Annotated in this window: 21 protein-coding genes and 2 tRNA genes; 20 read left to right on the top strand and 3 right to left on the bottom strand. The window is 54.3% G+C overall.

Annotated elements, in window-relative coordinates; genetic code table 11:
- Positions 1 to 8 precede the first annotated feature (8 nt).
- Positions 9 to 1,442 carry a serine-type D-Ala-D-Ala carboxypeptidase gene (gene dacB / locus F8R23_RS15410; protein ID WP_099064495.1) on the bottom strand — a complete coding sequence of 478 codons (1,434 nt, stop codon included), beginning with the start codon at positions 1,440 to 1,442 and terminating at the stop codon, positions 9 to 11.
- 256 nt (positions 1,443 to 1,698) lie between these two features.
- On the opposite strand from dacB, the gene greA reads away from it, so the two are divergent.
- A complete protein-coding gene (greA, locus tag F8R23_RS15405; RefSeq protein ID WP_085119470.1) occupies positions 1,699 to 2,175 on the top strand; it encodes a transcription elongation factor GreA in 477 nt (158 codons plus the stop codon).
- Positions 2,176 to 2,289: 114 nt separating this feature from the next.
- On the opposite strand, the gene yhbY is transcribed toward greA, so the two are convergent.
- On the bottom strand, positions 2,290 to 2,583 hold the full coding sequence (yhbY, locus tag F8R23_RS15400) for a ribosome assembly RNA-binding protein YhbY (protein ID WP_004933536.1): 294 nt from the start codon (positions 2,581 to 2,583) through the stop codon (positions 2,290 to 2,292).
- A 144-nt stretch (positions 2,584 to 2,727) separates the two neighbouring features.
- Between yhbY and rlmE the strand changes: the two genes are divergently transcribed.
- The 19 genes from rlmE to yedF all read left to right on the top strand — a co-directional run bounded on the left by rlmE (position 2,728) and on the right by yedF (position 22,366).
- Complete coding sequence (rlmE, locus tag F8R23_RS15395) at positions 2,728 to 3,357, top strand: 23S rRNA (uridine(2552)-2'-O)-methyltransferase RlmE (protein ID WP_012004940.1); 630 nt, start codon at positions 2,728 to 2,730, stop codon at positions 3,355 to 3,357.
- Between the two features lie 56 nt (positions 3,358 to 3,413).
- The gene (gene ftsH, locus F8R23_RS15390; protein ID WP_085119471.1) at positions 3,414 to 5,345 is read left to right on the top strand and encodes an ATP-dependent zinc metalloprotease FtsH; all 1,932 of its coding nucleotides are present in this window, start codon (positions 3,414 to 3,416) and stop codon (positions 5,343 to 5,345) included.
- A gap of 92 nt (positions 5,346 to 5,437) precedes the next feature.
- A complete protein-coding gene (gene folP / locus F8R23_RS15385; protein WP_099064497.1) occupies positions 5,438 to 6,271 on the top strand; it encodes a dihydropteroate synthase in 834 nt (277 codons plus the stop codon).
- A 7-nt stretch (positions 6,272 to 6,278) separates the two neighbouring features.
- Positions 6,279 to 7,616, top strand: a complete 1,338-nt coding sequence (glmM, locus tag F8R23_RS15380) for a phosphoglucosamine mutase (RefSeq protein ID WP_085119475.1) — start codon at positions 6,279 to 6,281, stop codon at positions 7,614 to 7,616.
- Between the two features lie 251 nt (positions 7,617 to 7,867).
- Positions 7,868 to 8,203, top strand: coding sequence for a preprotein translocase subunit SecG (secG, locus tag F8R23_RS15375; RefSeq protein WP_012004944.1), 336 nt, complete (start codon positions 7,868 to 7,870; stop codon positions 8,201 to 8,203).
- Between the two features lie 78 nt (positions 8,204 to 8,281).
- Positions 8,282 to 8,368 (top strand) — tRNA-Leu (locus tag F8R23_RS15370).
- Between the two features lie 60 nt (positions 8,369 to 8,428).
- Positions 8,429 to 8,505 (top strand) — tRNA-Met (locus F8R23_RS15365).
- Between the two features lie 217 nt (positions 8,506 to 8,722).
- On the top strand, positions 8,723 to 9,175 hold the full coding sequence (gene rimP / locus F8R23_RS15360) for a ribosome maturation factor RimP (RefSeq protein WP_071827073.1): 453 nt from the start codon (positions 8,723 to 8,725) through the stop codon (positions 9,173 to 9,175).
- Positions 9,176 to 9,196: 21 nt separating this feature from the next.
- Complete coding sequence (gene nusA / locus F8R23_RS15355) at positions 9,197 to 10,705, top strand: transcription termination factor NusA (RefSeq protein WP_112347918.1); 1,509 nt, start codon at positions 9,197 to 9,199, stop codon at positions 10,703 to 10,705.
- 24 nt (positions 10,706 to 10,729) lie between these two features.
- Complete coding sequence (gene infB / locus F8R23_RS15350) at positions 10,730 to 13,417, top strand: translation initiation factor IF-2 (RefSeq protein WP_112347919.1); 2,688 nt, start codon at positions 10,730 to 10,732, stop codon at positions 13,415 to 13,417.
- A gap of 70 nt (positions 13,418 to 13,487) precedes the next feature.
- A complete protein-coding gene (gene rbfA / locus F8R23_RS15345) occupies positions 13,488 to 13,898 on the top strand; it encodes a 30S ribosome-binding factor RbfA (RefSeq protein WP_085119479.1) in 411 nt (136 codons plus the stop codon).
- Positions 13,898 to 14,842: a tRNA pseudouridine(55) synthase TruB gene (gene truB / locus F8R23_RS15340; RefSeq protein WP_112347920.1), complete on the top strand. Its 945-nt coding sequence runs from the start codon at positions 13,898 to 13,900 to the stop codon at positions 14,840 to 14,842. Before rbfA ends, truB begins: the two co-directional genes overlap by 1 nt.
- Before the next feature lie 123 nt (positions 14,843 to 14,965).
- The gene (gene rpsO, locus F8R23_RS15335) at positions 14,966 to 15,235 is read left to right on the top strand and encodes a 30S ribosomal protein S15 (RefSeq protein WP_012004950.1); all 270 of its coding nucleotides are present in this window, start codon (positions 14,966 to 14,968) and stop codon (positions 15,233 to 15,235) included.
- Between the two features lie 255 nt (positions 15,236 to 15,490).
- Positions 15,491 to 17,608, top strand: coding sequence for a polyribonucleotide nucleotidyltransferase (pnp, locus tag F8R23_RS15330; protein ID WP_085119483.1), 2,118 nt, complete (start codon positions 15,491 to 15,493; stop codon positions 17,606 to 17,608).
- Positions 17,609 to 17,736: 128 nt separating this feature from the next.
- A complete protein-coding gene (gene nlpI / locus F8R23_RS15325) occupies positions 17,737 to 18,621 on the top strand; it encodes a lipoprotein NlpI (protein ID WP_099064500.1) in 885 nt (294 codons plus the stop codon).
- A 116-nt stretch (positions 18,622 to 18,737) separates the two neighbouring features.
- Positions 18,738 to 18,818: a protein YrbN gene (gene yrbN, locus F8R23_RS24425; protein WP_096335046.1), complete on the top strand. Its 81-nt coding sequence runs from the start codon at positions 18,738 to 18,740 to the stop codon at positions 18,816 to 18,818.
- Positions 18,808 to 20,769 (top strand): DEAD/DEAH family ATP-dependent RNA helicase, encoded by a 1,962-nt coding sequence (locus F8R23_RS15315; RefSeq protein WP_112347921.1) that lies wholly within the window; start codon positions 18,808 to 18,810, stop codon positions 20,767 to 20,769. The genes yrbN and F8R23_RS15315 overlap by 11 nt, the downstream gene beginning before the upstream one ends.
- 146 nt (positions 20,770 to 20,915) lie before the next feature.
- Complete coding sequence (gene yedE / locus F8R23_RS15310; RefSeq protein ID WP_129935223.1) at positions 20,916 to 22,130, top strand: selenium metabolism membrane protein YedE/FdhT; 1,215 nt, start codon at positions 20,916 to 20,918, stop codon at positions 22,128 to 22,130.
- Positions 22,127 to 22,366, top strand: coding sequence for a sulfurtransferase-like selenium metabolism protein YedF (gene yedF / locus F8R23_RS15305; RefSeq protein ID WP_004952879.1), 240 nt, complete (start codon positions 22,127 to 22,129; stop codon positions 22,364 to 22,366). Before yedE ends, yedF begins: the two co-directional genes overlap by 4 nt.
- Positions 22,367 to 22,434: 68 nt before the next feature.
- On the opposite strand, the gene F8R23_RS15300 is transcribed toward yedF, so the two are convergent.
- Positions 22,435 to 23,448 (bottom strand): luciferase-like monooxygenase, encoded by a 1,014-nt coding sequence (locus F8R23_RS15300; RefSeq protein WP_176979870.1) that lies wholly within the window; start codon positions 23,446 to 23,448, stop codon positions 22,435 to 22,437.
- Between the last annotated feature and the right edge of the window lie 137 nt (positions 23,449 to 23,585).

Raw genomic sequence — 23,585 nt, 5'->3', positions numbered from 1 at the left:
CATAACCCTCAGTTATTCTGATAAATATCCCGGTACAGGCGGCTTTCGAAACGCACCAAGGGAGCTCGGCGCTGTTTCTGATCTTCCGGCGGCACGGCATAACCTGACAGATACTGTACGAAGGCAAAACGCTGTCCGCTGGCGGTGGTGATAAATCCGGCCAGGTTATACACGCCTTGCAGCGCACCGGTTTTGGCAGAAACCTTGCCGTCGACACCGGCTTCATGCAGACCGCCACGGTAACGCAGGGTACCGTCGTAGCCGGATAACGGCAGCATCGAAATAAAGTTCAGCTCGCTGTCATGCTGCGCAATGTACTGCAATGCCTGCATCATGGTTGCCGGGGCCAGCAGGTTATGGCGTGACAGGCCTGAGCCGTCTACCACGATGCTGTTACCCAAATCGACACCGGCTTTCTGACGAAGGACCTGACGCACCGCGTCGGCACCGGCACGCCAGGTGCCCGGAACGCCAAAACGCTCATGACCGATAGTGCGGAATACGGTATCGGCGATCATGTTGTCCGATTTCTTCAGCATGATCTTCAACAACTCGTGCAGCGGCGCTGATTGAGCTTGGGCGATCACCGTTCCTTTCAGGCCTGGCTGGGTCTGACGCTTCAGGTGGCCGTCGATCTGAATGCCGGCCTGTTTCAGCTCATCTTTTAAAATAGCACCGGCATAGCTGGCGCCATCCTGGATAGCGAAAGCCAGCGGCAGTGGGTCGCTGCGTTGGGTCAGACAGCCGGTCAGCGTAAAGCGGTTCAACTCGCCCGGCACCACATCCAGTTCGCAATATTGGGCGTCTGCAGAACCTTTCGCCAGCGTACGTACCTGGCTGAACATATTCACCGGGTAATAGGAGGCCACGCGAATAAAGGCCATGTCGCCCGGATTTGGCGCGCTGTACAGCGACACAGAGAAGCAGTTACGGTCGACTATCGCCGCCGCCGGTGGTGCGCTGAAGCACTGCGTCAGGTCGTTCCACGGCCAGCCGGGGGCTTTGTCATGGCTGGCGAATACCGAAGTATCGACCAACACATCGCCGGTGATCTGGCGTACGCCCTGCTTTTTCAGGATCGCCACCATGTTGCGCAGGCTTTGGCGCTTAAAGGTCGGATCGCCGCTGAAGCGGGCAATCAGGTTGCCGCGCAGCACGCCGTCACTGATATCACCCTGGCTTTCCAGCGTGGTCGTGAAGCGATAGTCGGGGCCGAGCTGCAATAATGCAGCCAGCGCGGTCAGCACTTTCTGGGTACTGGCCGGCAACGCCATTTGCTGAGAGTGATAATCGATGGTCGGTGTGTCTGCACCGATCTTCTGAACTACCAGGGCAAGGTTGGCCCCATCAGGCAAATATTGTGTGTAATCTTCAACCGGGGCCGCATTCGCATTTAGAACAAATGCGCAAGCCAATGCACTGACAATTCGTGAAAAACGCATAATCTCGGGATAACAGCTGGATAACGTGCCGTCATACTACGGTGCATTCAGGGAAAAAGTAAACGATGACCCTCAAGGAACTCTACGCTAAAATGCGTATCAAAATGCAAAATCGATCCTGACTTGGGCAACAGTTCCGAGTCAGGCTTCTTTTGTTTGTCGCCTGGAGGCGGGGGGCATGTATCCACCGTTTTTTCATTCGAACACGTCAGGATGACGGTTATTTGAACAGGAAAGATTTAGAGGTATTTACATTATGAAACAGATTCCGATGACCTTGTTTGGCGCTGAAAAACTGCGTGAAGAACTCGATTTTTTGAAAGGGGTGCGCCGTCCGAAAATCATTGCGGACATCGCTGACGCCCGTGAACACGGCGATTTGAAAGAAAACGCAGAGTACCATGCCGCGCGTGAGCAGCAGGGTTTTTGCGAAGGACGTATCCAGGAAATTGAAGCCAAGCTGTCGAACGCGCAGGTGATCGATATCACCAAGATGCCAAATAATGGCCGCGTGATTTTTGGCTCCACCGTATCGGTGATGAACCTGGATAGCGAAGAAGAAGTGACCTACCGCATCGTTGGTGACGACGAGGCCGATTTCAAGAAAAATCTGATTTCGGTGAATTCACCGATGGCGCGCGGTTTGATCGGTAAAGAAGTTGATGACGTGGTAGTGATAAAAACCCCGGGTGGCGATGTCGATTATGAGATCTTGAAGGTTGATTATCTCTGATCATTCTGCATTCGTTCAGAAAATCGCCAGGGTTTTGTAAAGAAAGGAAAAAGGCCGCACGCGGCCTTTTATCTGAATCAGGTGCATGGCACCTTTTCGTTAACCCAATGCTTATTAACGCGGTAGACTGATCTTGCGCTCTTTAGACGGGCGGTAAAGAATAAGCGTACTGCCGATGACTTGCACGTTGCAGGCACCCGTTTCACGCACGATAGCGTCGGCGATCAGGGTTTTGGTCTCGCGATCTTCAGCAGCGATTTTTACCTTGATCAGCTCATGATGCTCCAGAGCCTGTTCAATTTCAGCCAGCACCCCTTCGGTGAGACCGTTATTACCCAGCATGACAACCGGTTTTAACGGATGCGCCAGGCCTTTCAGGTGCTGTTTTTGTTTATTATTCAGATTCATTGTCTTTTTTGCTTAAGTTGGGATTGAAAACGGTACATTCTACCGCCATCTCATGTATATCACCAAATCGGTCTTCACCGGTGTGAGTCTACATGAGCAGCGAACCTGACATTAAGACTCTTTTTATGATAGTTGGAAAACGAGATGGCTAATAAAAAGCGTTCTGCTAGCTCCAGTCGCTGGTTACAAGAACACTTTAGCGATAAATATGTTCAACAGGCGCAGAAAAAAGGGCTGCGTTCGCGCGCCTGGTTTAAACTTGATGAAATACAGCAGAGTGACAAACTGTTTAAACCCGGTATGACCGTAGTGGACTTGGGTGCGGCACCGGGGGGCTGGTCGCAATATGTCGTGACCCAGATCGGCGGTTCCGGCCGTATTATCGCCTGTGATATTTTGCCAATGGATCCTATCGTTGGCGTCGATTTCCTTCAGGGCGATTTTCGTGATGAACTGGTGCTCAAGGCTCTGTTGGAACGTGTAGGTGAAAGCAAGGTTCAGGTGGTTATGTCTGACATGGCCCCGAATATGAGTGGCACTCCGGCCGTCGATATTCCAAGATCGATGTACCTGGTGGAATTAGCACTGGGAATGTGTCGTGATGTCCTCGCACCAGGCGGAAGTTTCCTGGTGAAGGTGTTCCAGGGAGATGGTTTTGACGAGTACCTACGGGAAATTCGCTCCCTGTTTACGAAGGTTAAGATTCGTAAGCCAGACGCTTCCCGCGCACGTTCGCGCGAAGTGTACATTGTAGCGACAGGGCGCAAGCTGTAGTACCCTAACGCTGTTTGTTAACACAGTTGTAATATGAGGTTAATCCCTTGAGTGACATGGCGAAAAACCTAATTCTCTGGTTAGTCATCGCGGTAGTGTTGATGTCTGTATTCCAGAGCTTTGGGCCCAGCGAGTCGAATGGCCGTAGGGTGGATTACTCTACCTTCATGTCCGAGCTGACCCAGGACCAGGTTCGCGAAGCGCGAATCAACGGACGTGAAATTAACGTTACCAAGAAAGACAGTAACAAATACACGACCTACATCCCTGTCAACGATCCTAAATTGTTGGATACGTTGTTAACCAAGAATGTGAAAGTTGTTGGTGAACCGCCTGAAGAGCCGAGTTTGCTGGCTTCTATCTTTATTTCGTGGTTCCCGATGCTGTTGCTGATCGGGGTTTGGATCTTCTTTATGCGGCAAATGCAGGGCGGCGGCGGCAAGGGCGCGATGTCCTTCGGCAAGAGCAAGGCCCGCATGCTGACGGAAGACCAGATCAAAACCACTTTTGCTGACGTTGCTGGTTGCGACGAAGCAAAAGACGAAGTGAGCGAACTGGTGGAATACCTGCGCGAACCGAGCCGTTTCCAGAAGCTGGGCGGCAAGATCCCTAAAGGCGTGCTGATGGTTGGCCCTCCAGGGACCGGTAAAACGCTGTTGGCGAAAGCGATCGCCGGCGAGGCAAAAGTGCCGTTCTTCACCATTTCCGGTTCCGACTTCGTGGAAATGTTTGTGGGTGTCGGTGCGTCTCGTGTGCGTGACATGTTCGAACAGGCCAAAAAAGCGGCTCCGTGCATCATCTTTATCGATGAAATCGACGCCGTCGGTCGCCAGCGTGGCGCAGGTCTGGGTGGCGGTCACGATGAACGTGAGCAAACGCTGAACCAGATGCTGGTTGAGATGGACGGCTTTGAAGGCAACGAAGGCATTATCGTCATCGCTGCGACCAACCGTCCAGACGTGCTTGACCCGGCATTGCTGCGTCCAGGCCGTTTCGACCGTCAGGTTGTGGTTGGTCTGCCTGACGTACGTGGCCGTGAACAGATCCTGAAAGTGCATTCTCGTCGCGTGCCTTTGGCGCCAGATGTTGATGCTTCAGTATTGGCACGTGGTACTCCGGGCTTCTCCGGTGCTGACCTGGCTAACCTGGTCAACGAAGCAGCGCTGTTTGCCGCTCGCGGCAACAAACGCGTCGTGTCGATGGTTGAGTTCGAAAAAGCCAAAGACAAGATCATGATGGGTGCGGAACGTCGCTCCATGGTGATGACCGAAGCGCAGAAAGAGTCGACCGCGTATCACGAAGCAGGCCACGCCATTATCGGCCGTCTGGTTCCTGAGCACGACCCGGTACACAAGGTAACGATTATTCCTCGTGGCCGTGCATTGGGTGTCACCTTCTTCCTGCCGGAAGGCGATGCAATCAGCGCCAGCCGTCAGAAACTGGAGAGCCAAATCTCTACTCTGTACGGTGGTCGTCTGGCTGAAGAGATCATTTACGGGCCAGAGAAAGTCTCTACCGGTGCGTCGAACGACATTAAAGTGGCGACCTCGATTGCCCGCAACATGGTGACCCAGTGGGGCTTCTCCGAGAAGCTGGGGCCACTGCTGTATGCGGAAGAAGAGGGCGAAGTGTTCCTGGGCCGCTCCGTGGCCAAGGCGAAACACATGTCGGATGAAACCGCGCGCATCATCGACCAGGAAGTTAAATCCCTGATCGAACGCAACTACATCCGTGCGCGTGCGTTGTTGATGGAAAACATGGACATCCTGCATTCAATGAAGGATGCGCTGATGAAGTATGAAACCATCGATGCGCCACAGATCGACGATCTGATGAACCGCAAAGACGTGCGTCCGCCAGCGGGTTGGGACGATGCGAGCAAAGGCAGCAACTCCGACAATGGTGGCACACCAAAGGCCCCAACGCCGGTAGATGAGCCACGTACGCCAAACCCAGGCAATACCATGTCTGAACAGCTAGACAAGTAACTTTAGCTGTGTAATAACATCGAACCCCGGCATGCCGGGGTTTTTTATTGTCCGGCGGGCAGTGAACCAGGCAACAGTAAGGTGGATTAGTAATGCAGTTAACCGTGCGAGACACAACTTTCGATCTTTCCCATCCACGGGTGATGGGGATCCTCAACGTAACACCGGATTCTTTTTCTGACGGCGGCCAACACAACTCGCTAAATCAGGCGTTGCTGCATGCCCATGCACTGATTTCGGCCGGTGCGACCATGATTGATGTGGGTGGCGAGTCGACCAGACCGGGAGCGGCAGAGGTCAGTGAAGAAGAAGAGATCGCACGCGTAGTGCCCGTGGTGGAAGCGATAGCCCGTCGTTTTGAAGTCTTTATCTCGGTGGATACCTCAAAAGCCGGGGTGATCCGTGAATCGGCCCTGGCGGGGGCGCATTTGATTAACGACGTTCGCTCGTTGCAGGAGCCGGGTGCGCTGGCCGCAGCCGCAGAAACTGGGCTACCGGTATGCCTGATGCATATGCAGGGTGAACCGCGAACCATGCAGCAGGCGCCGCACTATGATGACCTTATCGGTGACGTAAACGCCTTTTTCCAACGGCATATTGAACGCTGTAACGCCGCCGGGATTACAAATCAGAAATTGCTGCTCGACCCAGGATTCGGTTTCGGTAAGAATTTAGCGCACAATTATCAGCTTCTGGCCAGATTGTCAGAGTTTCATCACTTCGGCCTGCCGTTGTTGGTGGGAATGTCGCGTAAGTCGATGATTGGGCAACTACTGAACGTGCCCCCTGAGCAGCGGGTCATCGGCAGTGTGGCCTGCGCGGTGATCGCCGCCATGCAGGGCGCGCAGATTGTCAGAGTGCATGACGTTAAAGAAACCGTCGAGGCGATGCGTGTCGTCGAGGCAACACTTTCAGCTAAGGGATGATAGAGACATGAGCGAGCGCAAATATTTTGGTACCGACGGCATTCGTGGCAAGGTCGGTGATAGTCCTATTACCCCTGAGTTTGTTCTGAAGCTTGGCTGGGCGGCGGGTAAGGTACTGGCACGTCACGGTTCTCGTAAAATTATTATCGGTAAAGATACCCGAATCTCCGGCTATATGCTGGAGTCGGCGCTGGAAGCTGGGCTTGCCGCTGCGGGGCTGTCTGCCTCGTTCACTGGCCCGATGCCGACACCGGCGGTAGCGTATCTGACGCGTACCTTCCGTGCTGAAGCTGGTATTGTGATCTCGGCATCGCATAACCCGTTTTATGACAACGGCATTAAGTTCTTCTCGATTGATGGGGCCAAGTTGCCGGACCATGTTGAAGAAGCTATTGAAGCCGAAATGGAAAAACCGCTGACCTGCGTGGAATCCTCAGAATTGGGCAAGGCCAGCCGGATCATCGACGCTGCCGGCCGCTACATCGAATTCTGTAAAGGTACCTTCCCGAGCGAACTGAGCCTGAAAGGCCTGAAAATCGTGGTGGACTGCGCCAATGGCGCAACCTATCACATTGCGCCAAGCGTGCTGCGCGAGTTGGGTGCCACAGTGATTGCCATCGGCGTTGAGCCGGATGGCATGAATATCAATGAAAAATGCGGAGCGACCGACGTTCGTCAACTGCAGGAGCGTGTGCTGCAGGAAAAAGCCCATGTCGGCCTGGCATTTGACGGTGACGGCGACCGCGTGATGATGGTTGATCACCTTGGCAACAAGGTCGACGGCGATCAAATCCTGTATATCATTGCCCGCGAAGGGCTGCGTCAGGGCCAGTTACGCGGTGGTGCGGTCGGTACGCTGATGAGCAACATGGGGCTGGAGCTGGCGCTCAAGCAGTTGGGGATCCCCTTTGCTCGTGCGAAAGTCGGTGACCGCTATGTACTGGAGAAGCTGCAGGAGCTGGGGTGGCGTATTGGGGCGGAAAACTCCGGCCACGTGATCCTGCTGGACAAAACTACTACGGGTGACGGTATCGTCGCTGGCCTGCAGGTGCTGACCGCGATTGTTCGCAACAGTATGAGTCTGCACGATCTGTGCAGCGGCATGAAATTGCTGCCGCAAATTCTGGTCAACGTGCGCTTTGTCGGCGAGCACAACCCGCTGGAGTCCGAAGAAGTGCGTAAAATTACCGAGCAGGTTGAAGTGGAACTGGCCGGTCGCGGTCGTGTTCTGCTGCGCAAATCCGGTACCGAACCCCTGATCCGCGTGATGGTGGAAGGTGAAGACGAGCAGCAGGTGACTGCGCTGGCGCATCGTATCGCTGATGCCGTGAAATCTGCGGGTTAATGGAGCGCTGATGAGTCCGGGGGCGGTCGTTGCCCCCGAAAATCACAGACTGCGAATTTTATTGGTGTTTTTTTCCGCAAACGCGCCGGTGGCTGCAAATTGCCCTTGCGTGGTTTAGCGCCTTTGGTTAGTATTCACACCCGCTTCAGTGGGCAGTTTGATATAACGCCTGCGACTTCTTTTTAGAAAAGAAGCCTATGGGGTGTGAAGCATTTGGCACGCGGTGAAGCCGCAAGGATACGGGTACAACTATGTACGAAGCTCTTCTGGTAATTTTCCTGCTGATCTCAATCGGGCTGGTAGCTCTGATTATGCTGCAGCAAGGTAAAGGCGCTGATATGGGAGCCTCATTCGGAGCAGGTGCGTCTGGCACGTTGTTCGGTTCGAGTGGTTCCGGCAACTTCATGACCCGCATGACGGCTGTGCTGGCGACGTTGTTCTTCGTCATCAGCCTGATCCTGGGCAACCTTAGCACCAACCAGACCAAGAAAGGCAGCGAGTGGGAAAATCTGGGTCAGCCAGTGAAATCTGAGCAGACTACCGCGCCGGCAGCACCAACCAAGCCGAGCAGCGATATCCCGCAGTAAGCGCCAGGCAGTAACAGAGTTTGAAAACGGTTGTTGTTACCTCGATATAAATAACAGCCGTTAGCAGTAAGAATCAGTACCGAGGTGGTGGAATTGGTAGACACGCTACCTTGAGGTGGTAGTGCCCTAACGGGCTTGTGGGTTCGAGTCCCATCCTCGGTACCAAATCCCAGAGATAACTTGCTATTTTGCGATTATCGGCGTAATATTTGCCACGTTTTCGGACGCGGGGTGGAGCAGCCTGGTAGCTCGTCGGGCTCATAACCCGAAGGTCGTCGGTTCAAATCCGGCCCCCGCAACCACTTTCCTTTAAGTGTTTATTTTCAAATACACTTTTCGATTGAATTCCGCTTTTCTCGATCAACATTTGAAAATGACACTTGTTAGAAAGTTGCACCGAAGCCGCTTAGCGGCAAACAGGGTCCAGTTGCATAAAGCCCCGAATTTTCGGGGTTTTTTGTTATTTGGCAACAGAATCACTGGGCTATTAGGCCCTTTTTTTATGTCTTGGGGGTGGGCTTGTCCACATTAGAGCAAAAATTAACAGAGATGCTTTCGGCACCGGTAGAAGCGTTGGGCTTTGAACTTGTAGGCATCGAATTTATTCGTGCGCGCCAATCGACGCTCCGTATCTATATTGATAGTGAAAACGGCATCAATGTTGACGATTGTGCTGATGTCAGCCACCAGGTCAGCGCTGTATTGGACGTCGAAGAGCCAATCACAGTCGCTTACAACTTGGAAGTCTCCTCTCCTGGCCTTGATCGCCCGATGTTCACCGCCGAGCACTATACTCGTTTCCTCGGTGACGAAGTCAGCTTGGTCCTGCGCATGGCCGTACAGAACCGTCGCAAATGGCAGGGCATTATCAAGTCTGTCGATGGCGAGATGATCACGGTTACTGTGGAAGGGAAAGATGAAGTGTTCGCGCTGAGCAACATCCAGAAAGCGAACCTGGTACCCCACTTTTAAAGTTTGGATGAGGCAACTAGGATGAATAAAGAGATTCTGGCTGTTGTTGAAGCTGTTTCCAATGAAAAATCCCTTCCGCGTGAGAAGATTTTCGAAGCGCTGGAAACCGCATTAGCCACCGCCACCAAGAAAAAATACGAGCAGGAAATCGAAGTTCGCGTCAGCATTGACCGCAAAACGGGTGATTTCGATACCTTCCGTCGTTGGGTTGCTGTAGATGAAGTGACTCAGCCAACGCGTGAAATCACGCTGGAAGCTGCACAGTATGAAGAGCCAGGCATCGAGCTGGGCGGTTACATCGAAGATCAGATTGAATCTGTGACCTTCGATCGTATCACCACTCAAACCGCGAAACAGGTTATCGTACAGAAAGTACGTGAAGCCGAGCGCGCGATGGTGGTTGACGCATTCCGTCAGCACGAAGGTGAAATCGTCACCGGCGTGGTGAAGAAAGTTAACCGTGACAGCATTGCGCTGGATCTGGGTAGCAATGCCGAAGCGGTCATTGGCCGTGAAGACATGCTGCCACGCGAAAACTTCCGTCCAGGCGACCGCATCCGCGGTATCCTGTACGCCGTTCGTCCTGAAGCCCGTGGTGCGCAGCTGTTTGTCAGCCGCTCCAGCGCCGAGATGCTGAAAGAACTGTTCCGCATCGAAGTACCGGAAATCGGCGAAGAAGTGATTGAAATTAAAGCGGCAGCCCGCGATCCTGGCTCCCGTGCAAAAATTGCAGTGAAAACCAACGACAAGCGCATCGACCCAGTCGGCGCTTGTGTCGGTATGCGCGGTGCGCGCGTTCAGGCTGTTTCGAGCGAGCTCGGCGGCGAACGTATCGACATCATCCTGTGGGATGATAACCCTGCGCAGTTCGTCATCAACGCCATGGCGCCGGCAGATGTTGCCTCGATCGTGGTTGATGAAGATAATTGCACTATGGATATCGCCGTTGAAGCCAGCAATCTGGCACAGGCGATCGGCCGTAATGGCCAAAACGTGCGTTTGGCATCCCAGCTGTTAAAACAACATCGTGACGATGACCGTTGGGAACTGAACGTGATGACGGCGGACGATCTGCAGGCCAAGCACCAGGCCGAAGCTCATGCCGCCATTGATACCTTCACCAAACATCTTGATATTGACGAAGATTTCGCCACCGTACTGGTTGAAGAAGGCTTCTCTACTCTGGAAGAGTTGGCTTACGTGCCAATCAAAGAGCTGCTGGAAATCGACGGTCTGGATGAAGATATGGTTGAAGCGTTGCGCGATCGCGCCAAAGCTGCATTGACCACGCTGGCCCTGGCACAAGAAGAAAGCCTGGGCGACCAAAAACCTGCTGACGATTTGCTCAACCTGTCGGGTCTTGAGCGCAGCATGGCCTTTAAACTGGCCGCGCGTGGGGTTTGTACGCTGGAAGATCTTGCCGAGCAGGGTGTTGACGATCTGGCTGATATTGAAGGGCTTAGCGATGAGCAAGCCGGCGAGCTGATTATGGCCGCACGTAATATCTGTTGGTTTGGCGACAACGCGTAATAAACTGTAGCAGGAAGGAACAGCATGACGACAGATGTAACCGTAAAATCGCTGGCAGCAGAGATCCAAACTCCAGTTGATCGCCTGGTACAGCAGTTTGCTGATGCAGGGATTAACAAGTCGGAGAGCGACTCTGTAACCCAACATGAGAAAGAAGCCTTACTGGCGCACTTGAACCGTGAACACGGTAGCGCGCCGGGTAAGCTTACATTGCAGCGCAAAACGCGCAGCACCTTGAATATTCCGAGCACCGGCGGTAAAAGTAAATCGGTGCAAATTGAGGTCCGCAAGAAACGCACTTATGTAAATCGCGATACGCCAGAAGCCCAACAGGCTGAAGCGGCAGAGCAGGCACAGCGTGAAGCGGAAGAGCAGGCACAGCGCGCAGCAGAAGAGCTGGCGAAACGCGAAGCAGAAGCAAAGCGCGCAGCCGAAGAGCAAGCCAAACGTGAGGCCGCGGAGATCGCTAAGCGTAATTCAGCGGAAAAAGAAAAAGTGACGAATCAACATACCGACGAAATGACCAAGCCAGCACAGGCAGAAAAAGCACGCCGTGAAGCCGAAGCCGCTGAACTGAAACGTAAAGCGGAAGAGGAAGTTGGGCGCAAGGTTGAAGAAGACGCCAAACGCGTAGCGGAAGAAGCGCGCCGCATGGCCGAAGAGAAAGGCGAAGAATGGGCTGCTGCTGAGAAAGCCAGCGCAGCGGTTGAAACTGCCGATTATCATGTAACCACTTCCCAGCACGCCCGTGCTGCCGAAGACGAAAACGACGCTAAAGTTGAAGGCGAACGCCGCGCCCGCACTCGTGGCGGTAAAGCGACCAAGCAGAAGAAAGGCAACAAACTTTCCGAGTCTAAAGCAGACCGTGAAGAAGCGCGTGCCGTGACCCGTGGTGGTAAAGGTAAGCGTAAGCCAAGCACTCTGCAGCAAGGCTTCAACAAACCGGCTCAGGTGGTTAACCGTGACGTTGTGATCGGCGAAACCATCACCGTAGCCGAACTGGCTAACAAGATGGCGGTTAAAGGCTCTCAGGTCATCAAAGCGATGATGAAACTGGGCGCAATGGCTACCATCAACCAGGTCATCGACCAGGAAACCGCACAGCTGGTTGCCGAAGAGATGGGCCACAAAGTTATCCTGCGTCGTGAGAACGAACTGGAAGAAGCGCTGATGAGCGACCGTGATACCGGTGCTGCGGCTGAGCCACGTGCGCCAGTTGTGACCATCATGGGCCACGTTGACCACGGTAAAACCTCTCTGCTGGACTACATCCGCTCCACCAAGGTGGCAGCAGGCGAGGCCGGTGGTATTACCCAGCATATCGGTGCTTACCACGTAGAAACCGAAAACGGCATGATCACCTTCCTGGACACCCCAGGCCACGCAGCCTTTACTTCCATGCGTGCTCGTGGTGCTCAGGCGACAGACATCGTTGTTCTGGTTGTTGCTGCCGACGACGGCGTTATGCCGCAAACCATCGAAGCTATCCAGCATGCGCAAGCGGCGAAGGTACCTTTGGTTGTTGCAGTAAACAAAATTGACAAGCCGGAAGCCGATCCGGACCGCGTTAAGCAGGAACTGTCCCAGTACGGTGTTATGCCGGAAGAGTGGGGCGGTGAAGCACAGTTCGTTCACGTATCTGCGAAAGCCGGTACCGGTATCGACGAACTGCTGGAAGCTATCCTGTTGCGTTCTGAAGTTCTCGAACTGAAAGCGGTACGCAGCGGCATGGCCAGCGGCGTAGTTATCGAATCCTTCCTGGATAAAGGTCGTGGCCCGGTCGCTACCGTGCTGGTACAGGAAGGTACGCTGAATAAAGGCGATATCGTTCTGTGTGGCTTCGAATACGGCCGTGTGCGTGCGATGCGTGACGAACTGGGTCACGAAGTGACCTCAGCAGGTCCTTCTATTCCGGTTGAGATCCTGGGCTTGTCCAGCGTTCCTGCTGCCGGTGATGAAGTGACGGTAGTGCGTGACGAGAAGAAAGCGCGTGAAGTTGCGCTGTACCGCCAAGGCAAGTTCCGCGAAGTTAAACTGGCGCGTCAGCAGAAATCCAAACTGGAAAACATGTTTGCGAACATGACCGACGGTGAAGTTTCTGAGCTGAACATCGTACTGAAATCCGACGTACAGGGTTCTTGTGAAGCGATTTGCGAATCACTGCTGAAACTCTCTACCGACGAAGTGAAAGTGAAGATTGTTGGCTCTGGCGTAGGTGGTATCACCGAAACCGACGCCACGCTGGCAGCGGCTTCCAACGCCATCATCCTGGGCTTCAACGTTCGCGCCGACGCTTCTGCGCGCCGCGTGATTGAAGCAGAAAGCCTGGATCTGCGTTACTACTCCGTGATCTATAACCTGATCGACGAAGTGAAGCAGGCGATGAGTGGTATGTTGGCGCCTGAATACAAGCAGCAGATTATCGGCCTGGCCGCCGTGCGTGACGTGTTCAAATCGCCTAAATTTGGTGCCATTGCAGGTTGTATGGTTACCGAAGGTAATATCAAACGTCACAACCCAATCCGCGTTCTGCGCGACAACGTGGTTATCTATGAAGGCGAGCTGGAATCCCTGCGCCGCTTCAAAGATGACGTTAACGAAGTCCGTAACGGCATGGAATGTGGTATCGGTGTTAAGAACTACAACGACGTGCGCGTCGGCGACATGATCGAAGTATTCGAAATCATCGAGATCCAACGCACCATCGCTTAACGCTAGCACATCTGCTTAAGTCTGTTCTGGGGGGCCTTGTGCCCCCCGATTTGTCTGGAGAATCCACAAAATGGCAAAAGAATTCAGCCGCGGTCAGCGCGTGGCACAAGAGATGCAAAAAGAGATTGCTATCATTTTGCAACGTGAAGTCAAAGACCCGCGTGTCGGCATGGCTACCGTTTCTGGTGTAGAAGTTTCCCGTGATTTAGCCTACGCCAAAGTTTACGTCACCTTCCTGAACGTGTTGACCGAAAACGCCGATCCGGATCTGGTGCCTAAAGGCATTAAAGCTCTGGAAGACGCTTCAGGTTATATCCGCACGCTGCTGGGTAAAGCCATGCGTCTGCGCGTAGTGCCTGAGCTGACCTTCGCTTACGACAACTCTCTGGTTGAAGGCATGCGCATGTCCAACCTGGTGACCAACGTAGTGAAGAATGACGCCGAACGCCGTTCCGCATCAGGCGATGACGAGGAGGCTTAATGAGTCGCCCTCGTCGCCGCGGCCGTGATATCCACGGTGTCCTGTTGCTGGACAAACCGCAGGGGCTGTCGTCCAACGACGCCCTGCAAAAAGTAAAACGCCTCTATAACGCCAATCGCGCGGGCCACACCGGCGCGCTCGACCCGCTGGCGACCGGCATGCTGCCGATTTGCCTCGGTGAGGCGACCAAGTTTTCACAGTTCCTGCTTGATTCCGACAAACGCTATCGTGTGATTGCCCGACTTGGCCAGCGTACCGATACCTCGGATGCTGACGGTCAGATAGTGCAGGAGCGGCCGGTGAATTTCACCCAGGCGCAGCTCGATGTGGCGCTGGACAGTTTCCGTGGCGATATCAAGCAAGTGCCTTCGATGTATTCGGCGCTGAAGTACCAGGGCAAGAAACTCTATGAGTATGCTCGCCAGGGTATCGAAGTACCGCGTGAAGCGCGCAGCATTACCGTTTACGAACTGCAGTTTATTCGCTGGGAAGGGGATGAGCTGGAGCTGGAAATTCACTGTTCGAAAGGGACTTACATCCGCACCATTACCGATGACCTCGGTGAGCTGCTGGGTTGCGGTGCACACGTGATCTACCTGCGTCGCCTGCAGGTGGCGACCTACCCAACTGAGCGCATGGTCACGCTGGAGCAGTTGAATGAATTGCTGGAGCAGGCCCACCGGCAGGAAGTCGCCCCGGCTGAGCTGCTCGATCCGCTGTTGATGCCGATGGACAGCCCGGTGGAGAACTACCCGGAAGTGAATCTGCTGCCCGTTGTCGCGGGTTACGTGAAGCAGGGGCAACCGGTTCAGGTTGCCGGCGCACCGGTCTCGGGCATGGTGCGTATCACCGAAGGTGAAGAGCGTAAATTTATCGGCGTGGGTGATATTGCCGATGACGGTCGTGTGGCGCCGCGCCGCCTGGTAGTCGAATATTTCGACTAAGGGCAGAAAACGCACTGTCTTGCGATCGTACTGCGCTAAGAGTAGAATGGCGCAGCTTATGCATTGGGTTGCTGAATTAGAGATCGGCGCCTGTATTTATTATCTATAATCTGGAGTATGACAATGTCTCTAAGTGTTGAAGCTAAAGCTAAAATCGTAGCTGATTTCGGTCGTGGTACTAACGACAGCGGTTCTTCCGAAGTTCAGGTTGCCCTGTTGACTGCGCAGATCAACCATCTGCAAGGCCACTTCTCTGAGCACAAAAAAGATCACCACAGCCGTCGTGGTCTGCTGCGTATGGTTTCTCAGCGTCGTAAGCTGCTGGACTACCTGAAGCGTAAAGATGTAGCACGTTACACCAGCCTGATCGAGCGTCTGGGTCTGCGTCGCTAATCAAGCGAGTTTCAGTGGAAAGGGGCCTATTTGGGCCCCTTTCTTCTAGGAAGCATAAGCAAATCAGGTTAATGTATTACTGATGTTTCCAAACAGGATCTTCCGTTACAGAGGTTCGCGCGGCTAATGAGAGGCTTTGTCTCAGGCTTGAGATAAGGATTGTCATTAGTCGCGAGGATGTAGTGAGAAGGCAAACCGAGTCACTGGCGTGTCGAGTCGTCAATACGATTGCGCGCCTAATCTAAGGATATAATTTTGCTGACACCGATCATTCGCAAATTCCAGTATGGCCAGCATACCCTCACTATTGAGACCGGTATGATGGCTCGTCAGGCCACTGCCGCCGTTATGGTGAGCATGGATGACACCGCCGTATTCGTTACCGTAGTTGGCCAGAAAAAAGCCAAACCAGGCCAGAGCTTCTTCCCGCTGACGGTTAACTATCAGGAGCGTACTTACGCTGCTGGTCGTATCCCGGGTAGCTTCTTCCGTCGTGAAGGCCGTCCGAGCGAAGGCGAAACCCTGACCTCCCGTCTGATTGACCGTCCGATCCGTCCACTGTTCCCGGACAGCTTCCTGAACGAAGTTCAGGTTATCGCGACCGTAGTTTCCCTTAACCCGCAGGTTAACCCGGACATCGTTGCGATGATCGGCGCCTCTGCAGCTCTGAGCCTGTCCGGTATTCCGTTCAATGGCCCAATCGGTTCTGCCCGCGTGGGTTACATCAACAATCAATACGTGTTGAACCCAACCAGCGACGAGCTGAAAGAAAGCAGCCTGGATCTGGTGGTTGCCGGTACCGCTGGCGCAGTACTGATGGTTGAATCCGAAGCTGACGTTCTGAGCGAAGATCAGATGCTGGGCGCGGTGGTCTTTGGCCACGAGCAACAGCAAATCGTTATCGAGAACATTAACTCCCTGGTTGCCGAAGCCGGCAAAGCCAAGTGGGACTGGCAGGCACCTGCAGTCAACGAAGCGCTGCACGCGCGCGTTGCAGAACTGGCAGAAGGCCGCCTGGGCGACGCTTATCACATCACCGAAAAACAAGAGCGTTACGCTCAGGTAAATGCGATCAAGAGCAGCGTTGTTGAAACCTTGTTGGCACAGGACGAAACTCTGGACGCGTCTGAAATTCAGGACATCCTGGGTAGCGTTGAGAAAAACGTCGTTCGTAGCCGCGTGTTGCGTGGCGAGCCGCGTATCGACGGCCGTGAAAAAGACATGATTCGTGGTCTGGACGTGCGCACCGGCGTGCTGCCGCGTACCCACGGTTCCGCACTGTTCACCCGTGGTGAAACTCAGGCACTGGTTACCGCAACACTGGGCACCGCCCGTGACGCGCAGAACCTGGATGAGCTGATGGGCGAAAAAACCGACAGCTTCCTGTTCCACTACAACTTCCCTCCGTACTCCGTTGGTGAGACCGGGATGGTAGGTTCACCAAAACGTCGTGAAATTGGTCACGGTCGCCTGGCGAAACGCGGTGTATTGGCTATGATGCCTAAACCAGAAGATTTCCCGTACACGGTGCGTGTGGTTTCTGAAATCACCGAATCTAACGGTTCTTCTTCCATGGCTTCCGTCTGTGGTGCTTCACTGGCGCTGATGGACGCAGGTGTGCCAATCAAGGCTGCCGTTGCCGGTATCGCAATGGGCCTGGTGAAAGAACAAGATAACTTTGTTGTTCTGTCTGACATTCTGGGTGACGAAGATCACCTGGGCGACATGGACTTCAAAGTGGCCGGTAGCCGTGACGGTATTACCGCGCTGCAGATGGACATTAAAATTGAAGGCATCACCCGCGAAATCATGCAGGTTGCATTGAACCAGGCCAAGGGCGCGCGTCTGCACATCCTGGGCGTGATGGAACAGGCTATCAGCACCCCGCGTGGCGATATCTCTCAGTTTGCACCACGTATTCACACTATCCGAATCAACCCGGACAAGATCAAAGACGTGATTGGTAAAGGCGGTTCTGTCATCCGTGCGTTGACTGAAGAGACCGGTACTACCATCGAAATCGAAGATGATGGTACAGTTAAAATCGCTGCTACCGACGGTGAGAAAGCGAAATTCGCTATCCGCCGCATCGAAGAGATCACTGCCGAGATCGAAGTGGGCCGTATTTACCAGGGTAAAGTTACCCGTATCGTTGATTTCGGCGCATTCGTGGCGATCGGCGGCGGTAAAGAAGGTCTGGTGCACATCTCTCAAATCGCTGACAAGCGCGTTGAGAAAGTGACCGACTATCTGCAGATGGGTCAGGAAGTACCGGTTAAGGTACTGGAAGTTGACCGTCAGGGCCGTGTGCGTCTGAGCATCAAAGAAGCGACAGCACCAGAAGCAGGTTCACCTGCGCCTGAAGCAGAATAACTGTATAGATAGATTTACAGCTCCCCGCCATGGGGTTGGGAGCTGTTCGTATCGCGCGGGTAGGATGCCTGCGTATTAGCAAACGGATGAGAGGATGTTCATCCAATGTTTGTCTTCGGGAGTGGGAAATGAAGCCTTTCTTGCGCTGGTGTTACGTTGCGACAGCACTCATGCTGGCAGGATGCAGCAACCATGATTGGCGTAAAGACGAAGTTTTGGCGATCCCGTTGCAGCCAACTCTGCAGCAGGAAGTGATCCTGGCGCGCATGGAACAAATACTTGCCAGCCGGGCACTGACGGACGATGAGCGTGCGCAGCTTTTATATGAGCGCGGTGTGCTGTATGATAGCCTCGGGCTACGTGCACTGGCGCGCAATGATTTCTCGCAAGCGCTGGCGATACGTCCTGATATGCCAGAAGTTTTCAACTACCTGGGCATTTACTTAACGCAGGCAGGCAATTTTGATGCTGCCTATGAAGCGTTTGATTCTGTACTAGAGCTTGATCCAACTTACAATTACGCGCGTTTAAACCGGGGCATCGCTCTTTATTATGGCGGCCGCTTCCCGTTGGCGCAGGATGATCTGCAGGCGTTTTATCAAGACGACCCAAACGATCCCTTCCGTTCGTTGTGGCTATATCTTGTGGAAAGAGAAATCGATCCCAAGAAGGCTGACGTAGCGCTCAAGCAGCGTTATGACAAAGCGAACCGAGGGCAATGGGGATGGAATATTGTCGAATTCTACCTGGGCAACATCAGTGAAAAAACGCTGATGGAAAGGCTCAAGGCAGATGCAACGGATAACACTTCGCTCGCTGAGCATCTCAGTGAAACTGACTTCTATTTGGGTAAACACTACCTGAGTCTGGGGGACAAGGACACCGCTTCGGCGCTGTTCAAACTGACGGTTGCTAACAACGTTCACAACTTCGTTGAGCACCGCTATGCATTGTTGGAATTGGCGCTGTTGGGCCAAGAACAAGACGACCTATCGGAATCGGACCAGCAATAGCTGACGAACAACTATCAGCCTGATATACATTGGTTTTTTGCCAAAGTTATCGCCTTAACGGGCGAGGGCTTTTTTGTTCGTTTTATAATCTAATTTGAGCCGGTTCACACTTTTCAATGAAAATGACTGAAAATTTTCTCGACGAGTTATGTAGACTGGCTGCCATTATTAATGAGGCACGTGTACATGACTACTGAGCTTGAAACCTCTTTTGCTGACCTGGGGCTGTCTGCTCCGATCATTTCTGCCCTGACCGATCTGGGCTACGAAAAACCGTCACCGATCCAGGCTGAGTGTATTCCTCACCTGTTGAACGGCCGCGATGTGCTGGGCATGGCACAGACTGGTAGCGGTAAAACTGCAGCATTCTCGCTGCCACTGTTGCACAACCTGAAAGCTGAGTTGAAATCACCTCAGATTCTGGTGCTGGCACCGACCCGCGAACTGGCGGTTCAGGTTGCTGAAGCAATGACCGATTTCGCAAAACACATGAATGGCGTTAACGTTGTGGCCCTGTACGGCGGCCAGCGTTATGACGTTCAGCTGCGCGCTCTGCGTCAGGGCCCGCAAGTTGTAGTTGGTACCCCAGGCCGTCTGCTGGACCACCTGAAGCGTGGCACTCTGAACCTCTCTAACCTGAGCGGTCTGGTGCTGGATGAAGCCGACGAAATGCTGCGCATGGGCTTTATCGAAGACGTTGAAACCATCATGGCGGAGATCCCGGCTGAACATCAGACCGCGCTGTTCTCTGCAACCATGCCGGAAGCTATTCGTCGCATTACCCGTCGCTTTATGAAAGATCCGCAGGAAGTGCGCATTCAATCCAGCGTCACTACCCGTCCGGACATCAGCCAGAGCTACTGGACTGTGCAGGGTATGCGTAAAAACGAAGCGTTGGTACGTTTCCTGGAAGCTGAAGACTTTGATGCGGCGATTATCTTCGTCCGTACCAAAAACGCGACCCTGGAAGTGGCCGAAGCGCTGGAGCGCAGTGGTTACAGCAGCGCCGCACTGAACGGTGACATGAACCAGGCCCTGCGTGAGCAGACCCTGGAGCGTCTGAAAGATGGTCGTCTGGACATCCTGATCGCGACCGACGTTGCTGCCCGTGGCCTGGACGTTGAACGTATCAGCCTGGTTGTGAACTACGACATCCCTATGGATTCCGAGTCTTACGTTCACCGTATCGGCCGTACTGGCCGTGCTGGTCGTGCCGGTCGTGCGCTGCTGTTCGTTGAAAACCGCGAACGCCGCCTGCTGCGTAACATCGAACGCACCATGAAGCTGACCATTCCAGAAGTTGAACTGCCGAATGTAGAACTGCTGGGTGAGCGTCGTCTGGCCAAGTTTGCCGCTAAAGTACAGCAACAGCTGGAAAGCAGCGATCTGGACATGTACCGCGGCCTGTTGGCTAAACTGCAGCCGGGTGAAGAAGAACTGGAAATGGAAACTCTGGCCGCAGCACTGCTGAAAATGGCACAGGGCGAACGTCCTCTGATCCTGCCAGCTGATCCTGTGTTTAAACCGCGTCAGCGTCGTGAATTCAACGACCGTGACGATCGCGGTAGCGACCGTCGTCGTGACGCGCGTCCAGACAGCCGTGACGGTGGCGCTGAGCGTCCACGTCGTGAACGTCGTGACGTTGGCGAAATGCAGCTGTACCGCATTGAAGTGGGCCGTGATGACGGCGTTGAAGTTCGTCATATCGTTGGTGCGATCGCTAACGAAGGCGACATCAGCAGCCGTTACATTGGTAACATCAAGCTGTTTGCCGGCCACTCCACTATCGAGCTGCCAAAAGGTATGCCGGGCGAGATCCTGTCTCATTTCACCCGTACCCGTATCCTGAACAAGCCGATGAACATGCAACTGCTGGGCGATGCACAGCCGCATGAACGTCGTGAGCGTCCTGCACCTGCCGGTAACGGTGAGCGTCGTGGCGGGGCTCGTCCATTCAACGGCGAACGTCGTGAAGGGGCAAACCCAGGCCGTCGTTCTTTCGGTGATCGTCGTGAAGGCGGTGCTGCTGCACCTGCCGGTAACGGTGGCGAGCGTCGTGGCGGTAACTTCAACCGTGACGGTCAACGCGCACCACGTCGTGATGACGCCGCTCCGGCTGCACCACGTCGTCGCTTCGGTGATGCATAACGCCTGATTTAGCTGTTCACGGTTAATCGGACTAAAAACCAGCCTTCGGGCTGGTTTTTTTATGCCTGAAATTCGCCGTTAATGGGCAGAAAATGGCGTATCATTTATAAGGTTTTTTCTTATGAATACTACGCACGGGAGATGCCATGAGTTGGCAGCAGTTTAAGTCTCAATACCTGGTGCGCTTTTGGGCACCTTTACCTGCGGTGATTGCCGCCGGGATCCTTTCTACCTACTACTTCGGTTTGACCGGGGCCTTCTGGGCGGTGACCGGCGAGTTTACCCGCTGGGGCGGCCACGTTTTGCAGTGGTTCGGTCTGCACCCCGAGCAATGGGGTTACTTCAAGGTCATCGGCCTTGAAGGGACGCCGCTACAGCGCATCGACGGCAGAATGATCATCGGCATGTTCGCCGGCTGTATCGCCGCTGCGCTATGGGCCAACAACATCAAGCTGCGCCAGCCGCAGAACCGCATCCGCATTGTGCAGGCGCTGCTGGGGGGGATTATCGCCGGTTTTGGGGCGCGCCTGGCGATGGGCTGCAACCTGGCTGCCTTCTTTACCGGCATTCCGCAGTTCTCGCTGCACGCCTGGTTCTTTGCGCTGGCGACCGCCGCCGGTTCTTACTTTGGTGCAAAATTTACCCTGCTGCCGATGTTCCGAATTCCGATCAAATTGCAGAAAGTGAAGGCCGCCGCGCCGCTGACCCAAAAGCCGGAACAGGCGCGCCGCCGCTTCCGTCTGGGCATGGTGGTTTTCTGTCTGGCGATCGCCTGGTCGCTGTGGACGTTGTTTGATGCCCCTAAGTTGGGGATTGCCATGTTGTTTGGTATTGGTTTTGGCCTGCTGATTGAACGGGCGCAAATTTGCTTCACCTCGGCGTTCCGCGATCTGTGGATCAGCGGCCGTACTCACATGGCGAAAGCGATCATTCTCGGTATGGCTGCCAGTGCCATTGGTATTTTCAGCTACGTGCAACTGGGTGTGGCACCAAAAATCATGTGGGCTGGCCCCAATGCGGTACTGGGCGGATTGTTGTTTGGTTTCGGCATCGTCCTCGCGGGCGGCTGCGAAACTGGCTGGATGTACCGCGCGGTAGAAGGTCAGGTGCATTACTGGTGGGTAGGGTTGGGGAATATCATTGGTGCTACGCTGTTGGCCTATTACTGGGATGATTTGGCCCCAACGCTGGCCACCGACTACGATAAGGTCAACCTGCTGGAGACCTTCGGCCCAATTGGCGGCCTGTTGGTGACCTATCTGCTGCTGGCAGTGGCGTTTGGCGCCATGCTGTGGTGGGAGAAACGCTTTTTCCGCGCCAAACCCGATGCGCAGGTGGTTAATTTAAGGAGTGTGTCATGAAACAAGCGGCGATAGTGCCGGATTACCGGTTGGATATGCTGGGTGAGCCTTGCCCTTATCCGGCGGTGGCGACGCTGGAGGCGATGCCGCAGTTGAAGCCCGGGGAAATCCTCGAGGTGATCAGCGACTGCCCGCAGTCGATCAACAACATTCCCCTTGATGCACGCAACCACGGCTATAAGGTGCTGGATATCCAGCAGGACGGGCCGACCATCCGTTACCTGATCCAACGCTAGTCAGCAGTCAGGGGAAAAGGAAAAACAGGGAGGTAATAAACTGGGGGATCATCTCCCCCAGTTCTCACTTAGGCTTTCACCAAATCGCCCTTCACGGCGGCGACAATCTCAAACGAATGCAGCCGGGCCTGATGGTCAAAGATCTGGCCGTTGACCATGATTTCATCCGCCCCGGTTTCGTTCAGTAGTGTCTGTAACCCGCTGCGTACGGTCGCTTCATTGCCGATAACCGACATGCGCAGTGCCTGATCGACCCCGTATTGTTCCCCGGCGGTCCACAAGGCGTGGATATTGTCGACTGGCGCCGGCAAGGGGCCCGGCGAGCCGCGGCGCAGATTGATAAACTGCTGCTGCATCGAGGTAAACAGGAAGCGAGCTTCAGCGTCACTGTCGGCGGCCACCACGTTGACACATACCATGGCGTGCGGTTGCTGACACTGCTCGGAAGGCTTGAAGTTATCGCGATACAGATTAAATGCCTGGAACAGCATCTCTGGCGCAAAATGGGAAGCGAAGGCGAACGGCAGGCCGAGCTGTGCCGCCAGCTGTGCGCTGTACAGGCTGGAGCCCAACAGCCAGATCGGCACATGCAGCCCCTGGCCGGGCACCGCCTGCACCGGCTGGCCCGGTTGGACATCACAGAAGTAATGCTGCAGTTCCTGCACGTCGCGTGGGAAATTGTCCACTTCACCGGACAGATGACGACGCAGCGCCATCATGGTGCGTTGGTCGGTTCCGGGAGCGCGCCCCAGACCCAGATCGATACGCCCGGGATAAAGCGATTCCAGCGTGCCGAACTGCTCGGCGATCACCAACGGTGCATGGTTGGGCAGCATCACGCCACCGGACCCGAGGCGGATGCTCTGGGTACCGGCGGCAAGATAGCCCAGCAGCACCGAGGTGGCTGCGCTGCCGATGCCGGTCATATTGTGGTGTTCTGCCAGCCAATAGCGCTGGAAGCCCCATTTTTCGGCATGTTGTGCTAGATCTAAAGAGGCGTGAAATGCATCGCGCGGTTTGGCCCCTTGCGGAATAGGGGATAAATCCAATACTGAGACAGGTACCGCCGTTTTTTCAGTCATGACATCGTCCATCAAAGAGTTGATCGCTTAAAGGGCGATTGCAGAAGTCTGCAAACTACAAAGCCAAATGTGCTTTTAGTGTTAAAAGCATAATCCAATTTATGGTTATAAAAGAGGATATATGTGCTTGTGATATC

This window comes from Serratia proteamaculans, assembly GCF_008830365.1.
In the GTDB taxonomy this organism is placed as follows: domain Bacteria; phylum Pseudomonadota; class Gammaproteobacteria; order Enterobacterales; family Enterobacteriaceae; genus Serratia; species Serratia proteamaculans.
This window is presented reverse-complemented; position numbering and strand designations above follow the sequence as displayed.